The organism is Lelliottia sp. 7254-16 (genome assembly GCF_002922995.1).
GTDB classification, from domain to species: Bacteria; Pseudomonadota; Gammaproteobacteria; order Enterobacterales; family Enterobacteriaceae; genus Enterobacter; species Enterobacter jeotgali.
This window is the reverse complement of sequence record NZ_PQVS01000021.1, coordinates 1-15811: the sequence shown is the minus strand read 5'-3', so window position 1 is coordinate 15811 and position 15811 is coordinate 1. Positions and strand designations below refer to the sequence as shown.

Here is a 15811-nt window from a genome sequence, read left to right as displayed (position 1 = left end):
TAACTCTTCCGTCATAAATCATTTACAATACCGGCTCTCTAGTGGAGGGTCAGTGAATAACGCACCGCATCTGTCAGCCTTGAATCGCAAAGCGGCCTGGACCGCGCTGTTTGCGATCCTGCTGATCGTGGTTGCACCACTGATTTCCGTCTCGCTGCAAAAAGATCCCATGAGTGCGATGCCAGGTATGCACCATGATATGAGCCAGATGTCGATGGCGGGACATCATGCTGAAACGCCACAGCCGATGCCGCTTGATCATGCTGAGGCCTGCGGATACTGCGTATTACTGGCGCATGTGCCGGGCATGATGTTGGCGCTGATTGTGCTGCTGTGCGCCGTGTTGCTGCGTCAACGTATCAAACCAACGCGACAGGCGGTAAACCACTGGCACTTTTTCCCCTGGCTGTTTCCCGATACCCGCGCTCCGCCGCAATTGTCTGCTTATTCCCTCTAAACAATAAAGATATGCGCGTTTGCGCATCGATAACTTTTTGCCTGCACAAAGGAAAAGTATGACTGCTAGCACGCCGCGCGCAGCCTGGGGAAACCTGCTGCGACGCCTCCATTTTTATATTGGGTTGTTTGTCGGCCCGTTCATTTTTTTCGCAGCATTAACGGGAACGCTCTATGTGGCGACACCGCAGCTCGAAAGCATACTGTATAAGCACGCGCTGTATAGCGACACCACCGGTGAAGCTCAACCTCTGGCTGAGCAAATCGCCGTAGCGGAGAAAGCTATTGGAGATCAATTACGCCTGCAAGCCGTGCGTCCGGGCCTGATTGGAGGGGAAACGACGCGCGTGATGTTTGCTGACCCGACGCTTGGACCATCGGAAAACCGGGCTATTTTTGTCGATCCGGTGAGTCTTGAGGTTCGCGGGGATATGACGGTTTACGGCACCAGCGGCATTTTGCCTCTACGTCAGAAAATTGATTATCTGCACAGTTCATTGATGTTGGGGGATTTTGGACGTTTGTATAGCGAGCTGGCCGCCTCCTGGATGTGGATAGCAGCTCTGGGTGGGATTGCACTGTGGTTTTACACACGCCCTAAACGGCGAATCAATAACGCCTTTCAGAGTCGCCGTCGTGTGCATGTAGCACTCGGCTGGACGTTGTTGGGTGGGATGTTGTTGTTTTCTGCCACCGGCCTTACCTGGTCGCAGTGGGCGGGTGGGAACGTCGACAAACTGCGTACGCAAATGAACTGGCTCACACCGCAGGTGAACACTCAGCTGCGCGGGCCAGCGGCTGAGGTCGACTCTCATGCTGAGCATCGCGGGCATCATGATGCGATGATGATGCCTGAGATGGCGATGGATCTGACGCTGTTTGATAACGTCCTGCACGTGGCAAGAGAGGCGGGTATCGATGCGAATAAGCTGGAAATCAGGCCTGCTAAAATGGCTGAACAAGCCTGGACAGTCACTGAGATTGATCGCGGTTGGCCAACGCAGGTGGACGCCGTGGCTATTGACCCGCATTCCATGCAGATCCTGGACCAAACCCGTTTCGCCGATTTCCCGTTGATGGCGAAGTTGACTCGCTGGGGCGTTGATTTTCATATGGGGATTCTGTTTGGTCTGGTGAATCAACTGATACTGATCGTCTTCGGCGTGTCGCTGTGCGTATTGATCGCATGGGGATATCGGATGTGGTGGATGCGTCGTCCTGCTCTGGCCTCCAGGAATCCGGTGTTGACGCTATGTCAGTGTTGGCTGTCACTCCCCGCGAGTGGGCGAGGAATGACGCTATTTATCAGCGTCATGCTCGGGATGATGATGCCGGTGATGGGGTTCAGCCTGGCCTTTTTCGTGCTGATTGACTGGTTGCGCTGGCGCGCGCAGTCGTTGCTGTCGCTGTCTGAATCCACCAAATAATGGTTAAGGCGTGCTGATAACCACTGCCACGCGGCGGTTTTCAGCGCGCCCTTGTGATGTCGCATTACTCGCAACCGGGTATTTTTTGCCTAATCCCTGTGTGGTGAGGTTGCTGCGCGGGATATTGGCCCCTTTCGCCCAGGCATCTGCCACGACGTTAGCGCGTTTTAAGGACAGCGCTTCGTTGTAACTCTCTTCGCCGTAGTTATCCGTGTGTCCGTCCATGCGCGCGTGGACCAGACCTGTTGCGGCCAGTTTTGTCGCCATCGTCTGGATCTGTTGTTCGCTTTCCGGTCGCAGCTGATATTCGTTTTTACCAAACAAAATTTTGGCCGACAGGCCGAGTGACCAGTCGCCATTCATTTCGTTAAAGCCATAGGATTTCATCGCCGCGATCTGTTCTGCGGTGAATTTTCCCTGGGGCGGTGCCTGGCAGCCTGCCAGAATCATTGATGCCAGTAAGACTGGAGCGAGGTATCGCTTTAACATAATGTGTTCCTTTTTTACGATATTATTTTTGAGCGCTGCTTTTTCGCCTGGTACATATTGCGATCGGCTTGCTCCAGCAATGCCTCAACCGAGGTATTTTCCCACGTCAGAGCAAAACCAATACTGAGAGACATTGTTGCGGTGTGTCCATTGTGCAGATCGTACGGCAGCAGAAACTGCTGTGATAGCGCATTACAGATCTGCTGTACGTCGGTCGTCGAGTGAACGCCATAAAGAATCATGGCAAATTCGTCGCCGCCGAGACGGTAGGACTGATGGCGCTGGCCGCCAAACTCGACCATTCTGCTGGCGACGTCAATCAGCACGCAATCGCCCGCCGCATGTCCCCAGGTATCATTAATCTGTTTGAAGTCATCACCGTCCAGAAACAGCAGGGCTGAGTTGAACTGTGCAGAGGAATCGTTCATTAGCGCAGCAATGCTGTTGCGAAAAGCGGCGCGGTTGGCAAGCCCTGTCAGTGGATCGTGCATAGCGGTACGCATCAACTGCGCATTTCTGGCCTGTAATTTAAGCTGCCACTCTTCCATTTCGTCGAGCAGGCTATTGAAATCCTGGCCGAAACGGTGAAATTCCTCGATGCGCTCTTCGTCTACCCGACGCGAAAAATTACGATTCGTTTTGACGTCATGTACCACCTCGGTGATGTTTTGCAGCGCCGTGACGATCCCATGATGTAACGATCGGGTGATGGCCAGTGCCACAAAAGCGGCGAGGAAAATACAACCCGTTAATACGGCGAAAGATGTCCAGATAAAATGGCTAATCAGGCTGTCGCGTGCGGTGATACGGACTTCGCCAATAACGTTGCCGTTATGCATCACCGGTTGCACGGCCGGGACGGGAAAGAGCAGACGGCTCACCAACGTTCCCAGGGTGTCGGGATTATCATCAGGGTTCCATGACCAGGACGCAAAACGCTTATGATGGACGTCGAGCACTTCTGCAACGGCGAACTGACCCTGTTTGCCAAGTGTGGCAAGGATTTCTCCGGCCGCTGTCGCATCATTAAAAACCAGAGAGGCTTCGAGACTACGACTCATGGTGGCAGTGGTTAATTCGAGATTTTTTTGTGCGTATTGTTTTAACGTCACTACCGACGCAATACACAATAATAACCATATTAGCGTCATGGTAATAACTACGCTAATCATACTGATGCGCCTCAGCGTTCTTTTAAACGTTGGGCGTGGCGTTGAAGAAAATTCCTTATTCATGCTTCTTATTCCGGGCAAGCATTAACACATCCGGATTGACTCTTACGCCACTGCGGGACAGTGCATCCAGATTGACAGAAAATCTAACTGTTTCTTCATTAATAATCAGGCAAAAGGCACTGCCAATAACACATTCAGCATTTTGTTCGGCGATTAATAGTAACGCTCTGCCCTGATAATTCCTGAATAATTCAAGTTGATTAGCAGGCGATTCATTTCCAAAATAAACGGCATCACAGGTGGCATTTAATGCTTCTGACTCAGTATGAACAATCTGTGGCGTGTACGGCAATGAGACCGAAGTGCTTTCACTGAGCGCTTGAGCATAACGGGATGATGAAAAAATACAGAGCTTAGGCTGACCAGAAAGCGCTGGCCAACGGGTATAACTGACAATGCCAGAGACGATCGCACGTACTGACTTATCTGTTTCCGTCACTGTCTCTGCATGGGTTTGCCCGCCGACAATCAACAGCATGAGCGCCAGCAACACATGGCACAAAGGGATCGAAAAAAAATGTCTCACCAGAATCCGCCATACCGCTCTGGAAATATATGTCCTTAAATATTGCGGGCAGAATACCATTGTTTACCTAAACAGTCATTATGTGGAATTTATGGTGACTTAAGCCAAATCCAAATCGCAACTGGATGAAATAGTTATGTTATTAAATTAATTAAGTCTTGATCCCCGCATTCCTTCATCCATTCCTTTTTGCCAGGATTTGCGCAACAGGTCTGCATTTTCTGCGGTATCGCAACTGGCGGGAAATACTTTCCCGGACACGCCCCAGGCGTAGACAAAATCCTCAGTGCATATTTTTTTCTGTCCGTCTGCGTAACCACGCAGGTATTCACTGCGGTTTACGTCTGGATCGTTAAAATTATCCGCGAGTGTTTCATTGCTTTTTACCGACGCGCCATTCATGGCATCTTCCTTACCGGCAGTGAACCAACTAGTGCCGGTCCAGGTTGGCTGGAAGGTGTAGGGGTTTATCTGACAGCCTGTCAAAAGTAGAGACAGTAGTACGAAAACAGTTAGACGCATTGTCATTCTCCTTTTTCTTCAGCATAGCCTGGCTAAGAAAAAGCGATGTGTAATTTTAAGTTTACAGTTTTATCGGATGTTTTTTGCTAAAAATCGCCAGTCGTAAAATAATGTTTACGTATTTTGGATTGAAATCTTTACTTCGTGTGATATTGTATGTTCACCTCATCGAGGAAAACACTATCGCAAACGAGCATTACAGGATCACCATCATGCAAAAAGACGCGCTGAACAACGTACATATTACCGACGAACAGGTTTTGATCACGCCAGATCAGCTAAAGCAGGAATTCCCGCTGAGCACTGAACAAGAGGCTCAGATCGAGCACTCCCGCCAGACCATTTCAAACATCATTGCCGGTCGCGATCCGCGTCTGCTGGTGGTGTGCGGGCCTTGCTCTATTCACGATCCTGAAACCGCGATTGAATACGCTCGTCGATTTAAAGCATTAGCAGAGGAGGTCAGCGATAGCCTCTACCTGGTCATGCGCGTCTATTTTGAAAAACCTCGTACCACCGTGGGCTGGAAAGGATTGATTAACGATCCGCACATGGATGGCTCGTTTGATGTGGAAGCCGGTCTGAAGATTGCGCGTCGTCTGCTGGTAGACCTGGTGAATATGGGGCTGCCGCTGGCGACAGAAGCGCTCGACCCGAACAGCCCGCAATACCTGGGCGATCTGTTTAGCTGGTCCGCGATTGGTGCGCGCACCACAGAATCACAAACTCACCGCGAGATGGCGTCTGGCCTGTCGATGCCGGTTGGTTTTAAAAACGGCACTGACGGCAGTCTGGCCACCGCGATTAACGCCATGCGTGCAGCGGCGATGCCGCACCGCTTTGTCGGGATCAACCAGGCCGGTCAGGTTTGCCTTCTGCAAACTCAGGGCAACCCGGATGGTCACGTGATCCTGCGCGGCGGTAAAGCACCAAACTACAGCCCGGCGGATGTCGCGCAGTGTGAAAAAGAGATGGAACAGGCGGGACTGCGCCCGGCTCTGATGGTAGATTGCAGCCATGGTAACTCCAATAAAGATTACCGTCGCCAGCCTGCGGTAGCGGAATCCGTTGTCGCGCAAATCAAAGACGGCAACCGTTCGATTATCGGTCTGATGATTGAGAGTAATATCCACGAGGGTAATCAGTCATCCGAACAGCCGCGCAGTGCAATGAAACACGGTGTCTCCGTCACGGACGCGTGTATCAGTTGGGAAGCGACTGACGCGCTGCTGCGTGAGATCCACAAAGATTTGAACGGCCAGTTGGCGACGCGTCTGGCTTAAGAGGTTTGTTATGGTTGCAGAATTGACCGCATTACGCGATCAAATTGATGAAGTGGATAAGGCGCTGCTGGATTTGCTGGCGCGCCGTATGTCACTGGTTGCGGAAGTCGGCGAAGTCAAAAGCAAATACGGCTTGCCGATTTACGTCCCGGAGCGCGAGGCGTCCATGCTGGCCTCTCGTCGTGATGAGGCGCAATCGATGGGGGTTTCCCCCGATCTGATTGAAGATGTCCTGCGCCGCGTGATGCGTGAATCCTACTCCAGCGAAAACGATAAGGGCTTCAAAACCCTCTGTCCGTCGTTGCGCCCGGTGGTGATCGTCGGCGGTGGCGGTCAGATGGGGCGTCTGTTTGAGAAGATGCTGACGCTTTCTGGCTATCAGGTACGCATTCTTGAAAAAGAAGACTGGGCGCGAGCGCCAGAGTTAATGTCCGATGCGGGCATGGTCATCGTCAGCGTGCCAATTCATGTGACCGAAGCCATTATCGGAAAACTTCCGCCTCTGCCGGAAGACTGTATTCTGGTGGATCTGGCGTCCGTGAAGAATGGTCCGCTACAGGCGATGCTCGCGGCGCATAACGGACCGGTGCTGGGCTTACACCCGATGTTTGGCCCGGACAGTGGTAGCCTGGCGAAACAAGTTGTCGTTTACTGCGATGGCCGTCAGCCGGAAGCCTATCAGTGGTTCCTGGAACAGATTCAGGTGTGGGGCGCGCGTTTGCACCGCATCAGCGCGGTTGAGCACGATCAAAACATGGCGTTTATTCAGGCGCTGCGCCACTTTGCGACATTCGCTTACGGCCTGCATCTGGCTGAAGAGAATGTACAACTGGAGCAGTTGCTGGCGCTTTCCTCTCCGATTTACCGTCTGGAGCTGGCAATGGTCGGGCGTCTGTTTGCCCAGGATCCTCAGCTGTATGCTGATATTATTATGTCGTCAGAGAATAATCTGGCGCTGATCAAACGCTACTACCAGAGGTTTGGTGAGGCGATAGCGTTACTGGAACAGGGCGATAAGCAGGCCTTTATCGACAGTTTCCGTAAGGTCGAACACTGGTTCGGTGATTACGCGAAGCGTTTCCAGAATGAGAGCCGCACCTTATTGCGCCAGGCGAACGATAGCCGCCAGTAATCTAATGATGTATATACTAAAAGCCAGCACTGCTGGCTTTTTTCATTTGAGGATTTGTCATGGCGGAACTGCAGGTTTTATTCGATTACACTGGGCACTTACCGGAATGTCCGACCTGGAGTGAGAGCGAGAACGCACTCTATTGGGCCGATATTCTGGAAGGCGAGATTCATCGTTATCATCTCTCTTCGGCTAAACATACTGTTCTCTCATTCCATGAAGAAGTTGGCTGTTTTGCCTTGCGTGAAAAAGGCGGATTTATCGTCGCGATGCGTAACGCGATCTGGCTGACCGATAAGCACGGGCTGCTCCAGCGTAAAGTGTGTGATAACCCGTCGAATCCTCAGCTGGCCCGTTTTAACGACGGTGGCACCGATCATCTGGGGCGTTTTTACGCAGGCACCTTTTGGGGGCCTGGAGATTATAACGGCGCGATGCTGATGCGTATTGATAACGACTTAACGCCGAAAGTGATCCAGTGCGATATTCACGGACATAATGGGCTGGCCTTTAGTCAGGACAATCAGTGGATGTTTACCTCGGATACGCCCAATGGCGTTATCTACCGTACGCCGCTGGATGAGCAGGGCGAGCCGGGATCGCGCGAAGTGTTTCGCCGATTCAAAGAAGGGGAAGGAATCCCAGACGGTGCCGCGATGGATGTTGAAGGCTGCTACTGGAGCGCGTTGTTTGATGGTTGGCGCATTGCACGGTTCTCACCGCAAGGGGAACAGCTGGAAGAGTACCGCCTGCCGGTGCGTTGCCCGACGATGGTCTGTTTTGGTGGCGATGATATGAAAACGCTGTTTATCACCACCACGCGCGAGAACATGGATAGCCAGGAAGTCGCGGAGTATCCGCTATCAGGTGCGATCTTCACCCTGCCAGTTAGCGTGGCAGGAATGAAGAAAAATCGGTTCGTCGAGCGTTAAACCGGATCGACCGGCACGACGTTTTCGCCCGGATAGCAGCCCAGCACTTTCATCGAACGGGTGATTTCGGCCAGTTCACGCAGGGCGTCTTGCATGGATGCCGATTTCAGGTTGGCCTGAATATCCAGATAGAACATCTCCTCCCACGGATTCCCGTTGATCGGACGGGATTCCAGTTTGGTCATGATCAGATTGTGATTACGTAACACCAGTAGGGCTTCAACCAGTGCACCCGCCTGCTGACCTGTCGCCATCAGTAAGGTGGTTTTCGCCGGGACCTGATCGGACACATCAATCGCTTTACGCGCCAATACCACGAAGCGGGTAATGTTCTGTGTCTGGTTAGCCAGATTTCGCTCCAGCACCTGCAAGCCATACAGCGCGCCACCCGCTTCGTTACCGAGCGCGGCTACGCGTGGAGAGTTCGCCTGCGCCACCTTTTCCATCGCCGCAGACGTGCTTTCGGTGTACTCAATTTTCCAGTGTGGATAACGGTTCAGGAACTGGCTGCACTGCTGGAACGGTTGTGGATGGCTGTAGACGGTATCAATTTGGCTCAGGTCGGTTGAGCCAGAAACCAGTACGCAGTGATCGATTGGAATGTTCAGCTCGCCAACCAGTGACAGGCTAGTGTGTTGAAGCAAATCGTACACATCGTTAATCGCACCGGAACTGGTGTTTTCAATCGGCACGATAGCGTAATCAGCTTGTCCGGTTTCGACCTGATTAAAAATATCCGCGAACTTTGCGCAGCCGCTTTCAATAAATTCTTCGAAATGGCGAGCGGCATACTGGCGTGCGGCCAGATGCGAGTAAGACCCTTTTGGCCCGAGAAACGCCACGCGTGCGGAGTGCGGATTAGTTTTATTCAGATGTTGTTGCAGCAGCGCTTGTTGGGTCAGTACGGAATCTTCGATGATAAGCTGGAACAGGCGGGTGATGTAATGAGCATCCAGGTGGTGTGCTTTACCCAGCTCGATCAGGCGCTCCAGCAGATCGCGCTCGCGGTCGATATCGCGCACCGGGCGGTGGGAGTCAAGCTTGGCTTTACCCACTTCGACGGCAAGGGTGCGGCGTTCGGCGAGCAGCGCCAGCAGTTTTTCATCCAGTGCGCTGATTTTTACTCGCAGATCCAGTAACGGGTTTTCCGATGTCATAGCGTTGCCTGTTTAGTTTATTGTTATCAATAAAAAAGGCCCCCCGGTGTGGGAGGCCTTGTTGTTCGTCTTCGCATTCTTTATCACACGACGAAACGCCTCCCATTCAGGGGAAGGTAAAAAAGAATGCGAAGAAAAACGGTGTGCGTGTCATGGGTTCATCCTGTGATTGATACCATTAAAGTACCCGTACTGTTTTCATCCTGTCAATAAAAAACGCGCCCGGAGGCGCGTTGGCGGTACACTCAATTTAAAGGATTACTCTTCTTCAACTTCTTCGGCATAGCTTGCGTCTTTCACCGATGTTGTGGCGCGACGGGCTTCGCCTTTGTGTTGCACTTTATTGAGCTGCCGTTCCAGCTTGTTGATCAAATCGTTGATAGCGGTATACATATCTTCGTGTTTAGCGCTGGCGACCAGGTGGCCGTTTGGAGTATTGATAGTTGCGTCAGCGGTAAAACCCTGTGGTTCCTTAGACAGAATGATATGCGGGTTAATCAAATGAGTTTGCCATTTATCCAATTTGGCGAGACGGTCTGCGACGTGCTGGCGGATTGCCGGAGTAATTTCCATTTGTTTACTGGTAATGTTCATTGTCATAAATTTTACCTCTTGTCTTTCCGTCTTGGTGATTCCAGCATACCTGTCCTAATGTCAAAATGTGTGATTTAAATCACGTTATTTTGTCACTTTTTGTCAAGGAAGCTTTTTTGTGAGGAAAGGCAGGAACAGGCGATTTTTACCTTGTCGAAGTCGGGAATTGCAGCCATAGTTGATAGGATTGGTCGGCTCTAAACCGCTTCAGCGGATGGCCATAACGGATAAAAAAACGGCAGCCCTTGGGCTGCCGTTCTGCATTTTGGAAACGATCAGGTATTGCTGCTGTTCGCGGCGATAATCTTCGCGACTTTTTCAGCCTGTGCGTTCATCTGCATCTGGCGGTATGCGTTTTCCATCAGCTTCAAACCATCACGAGTGGCTTGTGTATCTGGATAGTCACGCAGCATGCCTTCGACGCGGTTAACCACTGCCACCCATGCGCCACGACGCGTATAGTACTCAGCAACAGAGTATTCATACTTGGACAAACGATCTTTCAGGAATACCAGACGCTTGGTGGCATCGGTAATGTACTGACTGTTCGGATAGCCACGCACCAGCTTGGAGAAGTCATTGAATGCATCGCGCGCGTGTTGCGGGTCACGGTCAGAACGATCAACACCGAAGAAACCTTGCAGAGCGCTATCATCCAGCGCCATGTTGGTCAGTCCGCGCATATACATGACATAATCGATGTTCGGATGAGTCGGGTTCAGACGGATGAAGCGATCGATGGCAGCCTGAGCCAGCGGCAGATCGGCATTTTTGTAGTAGGCATAGATGAGATCTAATTGTACCTGCTGGGAATACGGACCAAATGGATAACGATTATCCAGCGCTTCCAGTTGCGTTATCGCCTGTTTCCAGTTACCGTCCTGCAGTTTTTGTTGTGCAGTCGCATAGATTTCATTCGGCGGATTGTCAGGGACCTGTTCATTTGAACCGGAGCAGCCCACCAAAGCCAGGCTCAACGTGGCCGCTGCCACCAGATATTTCATGCGCGTCATGACGTTTTGACTTTCCTCAAATGTTTGTCCGGGAGAATCTCTTTCCTGCTCCCGATTAAGACCAGCTACAATAGCACACTATATTATACGGCAAAGCCGTAAAACCCAACGTTAAACGAAGAAGCAGTCTATGGCACAACGAGTAGAACTCACCGCAACAGTCTCCGAAAATCAGCTCGGTCAACGCTTAGATCAAGCTTTGGCCGAAATGTTCCCTGATTATTCACGTTCACGCATAAAAGAATGGATTCTTGACCAGCGCGTGCTGGTAAACGGCAAAGTATGGGACAAGCCAAAAGAGAAAGTGTTAGGTGGGGAAGCCGTCGCCATCAATGCTGAAATAGAAGAAGAAGTCCGTTTCGAGGCGCAGGATATCCCGTTGGAAATCGTTTATGAAGATGACGATATCCTGGTGATCAACAAGCCGCGCGGTTTAGTCGTACATCCGGGTGCAGGTAATCCAGATGGCACCGTACTGAATGCGCTTCTTCATTATTATCCGCCGATTGTTGACGTACCGCGTGCGGGCATCGTTCACCGTCTGGATAAAGACACTACCGGTTTGATGGTGGTCGCGAAAACGGTTCCTGCCCAGACGCGTCTGGTTGAGTCGCTGCAGCTGCGTGAAATCACCCGTGAATATGAAGCCGTGGCGATTGGTCACATGACGTCAGGCGGCACGGTTGAAGAGCCTATTAGCCGTCACCCGACCAAACGCACCCATATGTCTGTGCATCCGATGGGGAAACCTGCGGTGACGCACTATCGCATCATGGAACATTTCCGCATTCATACGCGTCTGCGTCTGCGTCTGGAAACGGGCCGTACTCACCAGATCCGTGTGCATATGTCCCATATCACTCATCCGCTGGTGGGCGATCAGGTTTATGGTGGCCGTCCGCGTCCGCCGAAGGGCGCGTCGGAAGAATTTATCAGCACCTTGCGTAAATTCGACCGTCAGGCGCTGCACGCAACGATGCTGCGTCTTTATCATCCGGTCACCGGTATCGAAATGGAATGGCATGCGCCAATCCCACAGGATATGGTCGATCTCATTGCTGCAATGCGTGCAGACTTTGAAGAACATAAGGATAAAGTGGACTGGTTATGACCAAACTGATTGTCCCGGAGTGGCCAATTCCTGCAGGCGTGGCAGCCTGTAGCTCAACCCGTGTCGGTGGCGTGAGCCACGATGCGTGGGCGTCATTGAATCTGGGGGCTCACTGCGGTGATAACCCTGAAGACGTTGACGAGAATCGCAAGCGCATGTTTGCGGCAGGACATTTGCCGTCAAAACCCGTATGGCTTGAGCAGGTGCATGGCAATGATGTGTTGAGGCTGACGGGGGAACCCTACGCTTCTAAACGTGCCGATGCGTCCTACAGCAATACGCCAGGGACAGTTTGTGCTGTGATGACCGCCGACTGCCTGCCTGTTCTCTTTTGCAACCGTGCGGGTACTGAAGTCGCCGCCGCCCATGCCGGATGGCGGGGGCTGTGCGCGGGTGTGCTGGAAGAGACAATCGCCTGCTTTGAAGACGCCCCGGGCAATATCATGGCCTGGCTTGGTCCGGCCATCGGTCCAAAGGTTTTTGAAGTCGGTCCTGAGGTGCGCGAAGCGTTTATCGAAAAAGATCCGCAAGCCGTCAGCGCATTCCGGCCGCAAGGTGATAAATATCTGGCTGATATCTATCAACTTGCCCGCCAGCGTCTGGGCAACGTTGGGGTGACGCAGATATTCGGTGGCGATCGCTGTACCTTCACCGAAAAGGGTGATTTTTTCTCTTATCGTCGCGACAACACCACCGGTCGTATGGCAAGTTTTATTTGGGTGATATAACCTAACGAATCAAGACGATCCGGCACGCGCCTTTTCTTTTCGCATATTTCAGGTCATTAACCTTGAATAATTGAGGGATGACCTCATTTAATCTCCAGTAGCAAATTTGACCTGTTATGGGAGGAGTTATGCGTCTGGATCGTCTTACTAATAAATTCCAGCTTGCTCTCGCCGATGCCCAGTCTCTCGCACTGGGGCACGACAACCAATTTATCGAACCTCTTCATTTAATGAGCGCCTTGCTGAATCAGGAAGGGGGATCGGTACGTCCTTTACTCACGTCGGCTGGCATTAATGCTGGCGAGCTGCGCACGGCTATCGATCAGGCACTGAGCCGTCTGCCACAGGTGGAAGGCACCGGTGGGGATGTTCAGCCGTCTCAGGATCTGGTGCGCGTGCTGAACCTTTGCGACAAGCTGGCGCAAAAACGTGGGGACAACTTTATCTCGTCGGAACTGTTTGTTCTGGCGGTGCTTGAATCACGCGGTACGCTGACCGATCTGCTGAAATCATCCGGTGCGACAACCGCCAATGTGACTCAGGCGATTGAAAAAATGCGTGGAGGTGAAAGCGTGAACGATCAAGGAGCCGAAGACCAACGTCAGGCTTTGAAAAAATATACGGTCGATCTGACTGAGCGTGCTGAACAAGGCAAGCTTGACCCGGTGATCGGTCGTGACGAAGAGATTCGCCGTACCATTCAGGTACTGCAGCGTCGTACCAAAAACAACCCGGTACTGATTGGTGAACCGGGCGTCGGTAAAACTGCCATCGTTGAAGGGCTGGCGCAGCGTATTGTTAACGGCGAAGTGCCGGAAGGGCTGAAAGGCCGCCGCGTGTTGGCGCTGGATATGGGTTCGCTGGTGGCGGGGGCAAAATACCGCGGTGAATTCGAAGAGCGTTTAAAAGGCGTGCTTAACGATCTGTCGAAACAGGAAGGCAATGTCATTCTGTTTATCGACGAATTGCACACCATGGTCGGTGCCGGTAAAGCCGATGGCGCAATGGATGCCGGGAACATGCTGAAACCAGCCCTGGCTCGTGGTGAACTGCACTGCGTCGGCGCGACGACGCTGGATGAGTATCGCCAGTTCATCGAGAAAGACGCTGCGCTGGAACGTCGATTCCAGAAAGTGTTCGTGGCTGAGCCAACGGTGGAAGACACCATCGCTATCTTGCGTGGTCTGAAAGAGCGTTATGAATTGCATCACCACGTGCAGATTACGGACCCGGCTATCGTGGCGGCGGCAACGTTGTCTCACCGTTATATTGCCGACAGACAGTTGCCGGATAAAGCCATCGATCTGATTGATGAAGCGGCGTCCAGCATTCGTATGCAGATAGACTCCAAACCGGAAGAACTCGACAGACTCGACCGCAGGATCATTCAGCTCAAGCTTGAACAGCAGGCGCTGAAGAAAGAGTCTGATGAAGCGAGTAAAAAACGTCTGGATATGCTTAATGAAGAACTGGACGATAAAGAGCGCCAGTACTCCATCCTGGAAGAAGAGTGGAAGGCTGAAAAAGCCTCACTTTCTGGCACCCAGACGATCAAGGCTGAACTTGAGCAGGCGAAAATTGCCATTGAGCAGGCGCGTCGCGTGGGCGATTTGGCACGCATGTCAGAGTTGCAGTACGGCAAAATTCCGGAACTTGAAAAACAGCTGGAGATGGCGACGCAGTCAGAAGGCAAAACCATGCGTCTGCTGCGTAACAAAGTGACGGATGTGGAAATCGCAGACGTTCTGGCACGCTGGACGGGTATCCCTGTTGCCCGCATGCTGGAAGGGGAACGTGAAAAACTGCTGCGTATGGAGCATGACCTCCATCATCGTGTGATCGGCCAGGATGAAGCTGTTGAGGCCGTATCGAATGCGATTCGTCGTAGTCGTGCGGGCTTGTCAGATCCTAATCGCCCGATTGGTTCGTTCCTGTTCCTGGGGCCGACCGGCGTAGGTAAAACCGAGCTGTGTAAAACCCTGGCGAACTTTATGTTCGACAGCGATGACGCAATGGTGCGTATCGATATGTCTGAGTTTATGGAGAAACACTCGGTCTCGCGTCTGGTCGGTGCGCCTCCAGGATATGTCGGGTATGAAGAAGGGGGTTATCTGACTGAAGCGGTTCGTCGTCGTCCTTATTCCGTCATCTTATTAGATGAAGTGGAAAAAGCGCACCCGGATGTGTTCAACATTCTGCTGCAGGTATTGGACGATGGTCGTCTGACTGACGGGCAGGGGAGAACGGTCGATTTCCGCAATACTGTGGTGATCATGACCTCGAACCTGGGTTCCGATTTGATTCAGGAACGTTTCGGTGAACTGGATTACGGTCATATGAAGGATCTGGTGCTGGGTGTGGTTAGCCATAGCTTCCGCCCGGAATTCATTAACCGTATCGATGAAGTGGTCGTGTTCCACCCGCTTGGGGAAAAACACATTGCTTCTATTGCACAGATTCAGTTGCAGCGTCTGTATAAACGTCTTGAAGAGCGTGGCTATGAAATCCACATCTCTGACGAGGCGCTGAAACTGTTGAGTGCCAATGGTTACGATCCGGTTTACGGGGCGCGTCCTCTGAAACGTGCTATCCAGCAGCAGATCGAGAACCCGCTGGCGCAGCAAATCCTCTCCGGGGAGCTGATTCCTGGAAAAGTGATTCGCCTTGAAGTGAATGAAGACCGAATTGTGGCAGTGCAGTAAGTCACAAAACCTCAAAAACGAGCCTCTCGGGGCTCGTTTTTGTTTAAAAACCAGGCAAAACTCAATATCTGGGATAATATTTGCCTGGAAAGTGAGCGGTCAGTCATTATTTTCTGATTTACACTTGCAGCCTCAGAATAACTCCCTATAATGCGCCTCCACTGACACGGAACAACGGCACACAAGCCGCCGGGACAGAAGGGGTTCAGCGATGAACGCCGACAGAGAAAAGCGAAATTAAACGCTTGACTCTGAATGAGGAAAACGTATTATACGGGACCTCGCAACGGTGAGCGAAAGCCGCGTTGCACTGCTCTTTAACAATTTATCAGACAATCTGTGTGGGCACTCAAAGTGACATGGATTCTAAACGTCGAAAGACGCTAAATGAATACCAAAGTCTCTGAGTGAACATACGTAATTCATTACGAAGTTTAATTCACGAGCATCAAACTTAAATTGAAGAGTTTGATCATGGCTCAGATTGAACGCTGGCGGCAGGCC

General features: G+C 51.8%; 16 protein-coding genes and 1 other annotated feature. Of the genes, 8 read left to right on the top strand and 8 right to left on the bottom strand.

The window, feature by feature from the left end; all coding sequences use genetic code 11:
- Window positions 1–52: 52 nt before the first annotated feature.
- Both C3708_RS21175 and C3708_RS21170 read left to right on the top strand, forming a co-directional pair.
- Window positions 53–457 carry a DUF2946 domain-containing protein gene (locus tag C3708_RS21175; protein ID WP_103946487.1) on the top strand — a complete coding sequence of 135 codons (405 nt, stop codon included), beginning with the start codon at window positions 53–55 and terminating at the stop codon, window positions 455–457.
- A 58-nt stretch (window positions 458–515) separates the two neighbouring features.
- Complete coding sequence (locus C3708_RS21170; protein ID WP_103950180.1) at window positions 516–1883, top strand: PepSY domain-containing protein; 1368 nt, start codon at window positions 516–518, stop codon at window positions 1881–1883.
- Between the two features lie 3 nt (window positions 1884–1886).
- Here C3708_RS21170 and C3708_RS21165 read toward each other — a convergent pair whose 3' ends face one another.
- The 4 genes from C3708_RS21165 to C3708_RS21150 form a co-directional block, all read right to left on the bottom strand.
- The gene (locus tag C3708_RS21165; RefSeq protein WP_103950179.1) at window positions 1887–2372 is read right to left on the bottom strand and encodes an OmpA family protein; all 486 of its coding nucleotides are present in this window, start codon (window positions 2370–2372) and stop codon (window positions 1887–1889) included.
- Window positions 2373–2386: 14 nt separating this feature from the next.
- Window positions 2387–3607 (bottom strand): diguanylate cyclase DgcN, encoded by a 1221-nt coding sequence (gene dgcN, locus C3708_RS21160; RefSeq protein WP_095282970.1) that lies wholly within the window; start codon window positions 3605–3607, stop codon window positions 2387–2389.
- The gene (locus C3708_RS21155) at window positions 3600–4085 is read right to left on the bottom strand and encodes a YfiR family protein (protein WP_174348938.1); all 486 of its coding nucleotides are present in this window, start codon (window positions 4083–4085) and stop codon (window positions 3600–3602) included. The genes dgcN and C3708_RS21155 overlap by 8 nt, the downstream gene beginning before the upstream one ends.
- 195 nt (window positions 4086–4280) lie before the next feature.
- Window positions 4281–4655, bottom strand: coding sequence for a DUF2799 domain-containing protein (locus tag C3708_RS21150; RefSeq protein ID WP_095282968.1), 375 nt, complete (start codon window positions 4653–4655; stop codon window positions 4281–4283).
- A gap of 212 nt (window positions 4656–4867) precedes the next feature.
- On the opposite strand from C3708_RS21150, the gene aroF reads away from it, so the two are divergent.
- The 3 genes from aroF to C3708_RS21135 are packed head-to-tail and all read left to right on the top strand — an operon-like array spanning window position 4868 to window position 8002.
- Window positions 4868–5938 (top strand): 3-deoxy-7-phosphoheptulonate synthase AroF, encoded by a 1071-nt coding sequence (gene aroF / locus C3708_RS21145; RefSeq protein ID WP_095282967.1) that lies wholly within the window; start codon window positions 4868–4870, stop codon window positions 5936–5938.
- Window positions 5939–5948: 10 nt separating this feature from the next.
- Window positions 5949–7070 (top strand): bifunctional chorismate mutase/prephenate dehydrogenase, encoded by a 1122-nt coding sequence (gene tyrA / locus C3708_RS21140; protein ID WP_095282966.1) that lies wholly within the window; start codon window positions 5949–5951, stop codon window positions 7068–7070.
- A gap of 59 nt (window positions 7071–7129) precedes the next feature.
- A complete protein-coding gene (locus C3708_RS21135; protein WP_103950178.1) occupies window positions 7130–8002 on the top strand; it encodes an SMP-30/gluconolactonase/LRE family protein in 873 nt (290 codons plus the stop codon).
- On the opposite strand, the gene pheA is transcribed toward C3708_RS21135, so the two are convergent.
- The 4 genes from pheA to bamD form a co-directional block, all read right to left on the bottom strand.
- Window positions 7999–9159 (bottom strand): bifunctional chorismate mutase/prephenate dehydratase, encoded by a 1161-nt coding sequence (gene pheA, locus C3708_RS21130; protein WP_103950177.1) that lies wholly within the window; start codon window positions 9157–9159, stop codon window positions 7999–8001. The two genes, C3708_RS21135 and pheA, sit on opposite strands and share 4 nt — an antisense overlap.
- Before the next feature lie 29 nt (window positions 9160–9188).
- Window positions 9189–9314 (bottom strand) — a sequence feature (Phe leader region).
- Entirely contained in the window at window positions 9266–9313 is a 48-nt protein-coding gene (gene pheL, locus C3708_RS21125; RefSeq protein ID WP_103946649.1) for a pheA operon leader peptide PheL, read from the bottom strand. Its footprint overlaps the feature before it by 48 nt.
- Before the next feature lie 103 nt (window positions 9315–9417).
- Window positions 9418–9759 (bottom strand): ribosome-associated translation inhibitor RaiA, encoded by a 342-nt coding sequence (gene raiA / locus C3708_RS21120; protein WP_095282963.1) that lies wholly within the window; start codon window positions 9757–9759, stop codon window positions 9418–9420.
- Between the two features lie 269 nt (window positions 9760–10028).
- Window positions 10029–10766: an outer membrane protein assembly factor BamD gene (gene bamD, locus C3708_RS21115; RefSeq protein WP_095282962.1), complete on the bottom strand. Its 738-nt coding sequence runs from the start codon at window positions 10764–10766 to the stop codon at window positions 10029–10031.
- Window positions 10767–10896: 130 nt separating this feature from the next.
- Here bamD and rluD point away from each other — a divergent pair, with 130 nt between their 5' ends.
- From rluD to clpB, 3 genes are all read left to right on the top strand, one after another.
- Window positions 10897–11877, top strand: coding sequence for a 23S rRNA pseudouridine(1911/1915/1917) synthase RluD (gene rluD / locus C3708_RS21105; protein WP_095282961.1), 981 nt, complete (start codon window positions 10897–10899; stop codon window positions 11875–11877).
- Complete coding sequence (gene yfiH / locus C3708_RS21100) at window positions 11874–12605, top strand: purine nucleoside phosphorylase YfiH (RefSeq protein WP_103950176.1); 732 nt, start codon at window positions 11874–11876, stop codon at window positions 12603–12605. The genes rluD and yfiH overlap by 4 nt, the downstream gene beginning before the upstream one ends.
- Before the next feature lie 128 nt (window positions 12606–12733).
- Window positions 12734–15307 (top strand): ATP-dependent chaperone ClpB, encoded by a 2574-nt coding sequence (gene clpB, locus C3708_RS21095; RefSeq protein ID WP_103950175.1) that lies wholly within the window; start codon window positions 12734–12736, stop codon window positions 15305–15307.
- Window positions 15308–15811 lie beyond the last annotated feature (504 nt).

What these genes read in the sequence shown, in the direction of transcription:
- C3708_RS21165 (WP_103950179.1), bottom strand. Translation starts at nt 2,372, where the DNA reads ATGTTAAAGCGATACCTCGCTCCAGTCTTACTGGCATCAATGATTCTG.
- dgcN (WP_095282970.1), bottom strand. Translation starts at nt 3,607, where the DNA reads ATGAATAAGGAATTTTCTTCAACGCCACGCCCAACGTTTAAAAGAACG.
- rluD (WP_095282961.1), top strand. Translation starts at nt 10,897, where the DNA reads ATGGCACAACGAGTAGAACTCACCGCAACAGTCTCCGAAAATCAGCTC.
- aroF (WP_095282967.1), top strand. Translation starts at nt 4,868, where the DNA reads ATGCAAAAAGACGCGCTGAACAACGTACATATTACCGACGAACAGGTT.
- C3708_RS21135 (WP_103950178.1), top strand. Translation starts at nt 7,130, where the DNA reads ATGGCGGAACTGCAGGTTTTATTCGATTACACTGGGCACTTACCGGAA.
- bamD (WP_095282962.1), bottom strand. Translation starts at nt 10,766, where the DNA reads ATGACGCGCATGAAATATCTGGTGGCAGCGGCCACGTTGAGCCTGGCT.
- pheA (WP_103950177.1), bottom strand. Translation starts at nt 9,159, where the DNA reads ATGACATCGGAAAACCCGTTACTGGATCTGCGAGTAAAAATCAGCGCA.
- raiA (WP_095282963.1), bottom strand. Translation starts at nt 9,759, where the DNA reads ATGACAATGAACATTACCAGTAAACAAATGGAAATTACTCCGGCAATC.
- yfiH (WP_103950176.1), top strand. Translation starts at nt 11,874, where the DNA reads ATGACCAAACTGATTGTCCCGGAGTGGCCAATTCCTGCAGGCGTGGCA.
- tyrA (WP_095282966.1), top strand. Translation starts at nt 5,949, where the DNA reads ATGGTTGCAGAATTGACCGCATTACGCGATCAAATTGATGAAGTGGAT.
- clpB (WP_103950175.1), top strand. Translation starts at nt 12,734, where the DNA reads ATGCGTCTGGATCGTCTTACTAATAAATTCCAGCTTGCTCTCGCCGAT.
- C3708_RS21150 (WP_095282968.1), bottom strand. Translation starts at nt 4,655, where the DNA reads ATGCGTCTAACTGTTTTCGTACTACTGTCTCTACTTTTGACAGGCTGT.
- C3708_RS21170 (WP_103950180.1), top strand. Translation starts at nt 516, where the DNA reads ATGACTGCTAGCACGCCGCGCGCAGCCTGGGGAAACCTGCTGCGACGC.
- C3708_RS21155 (WP_174348938.1), bottom strand. Translation starts at nt 4,085, where the DNA reads ATGCTGTTGATTGTCGGCGGGCAAACCCATGCAGAGACAGTGACGGAA.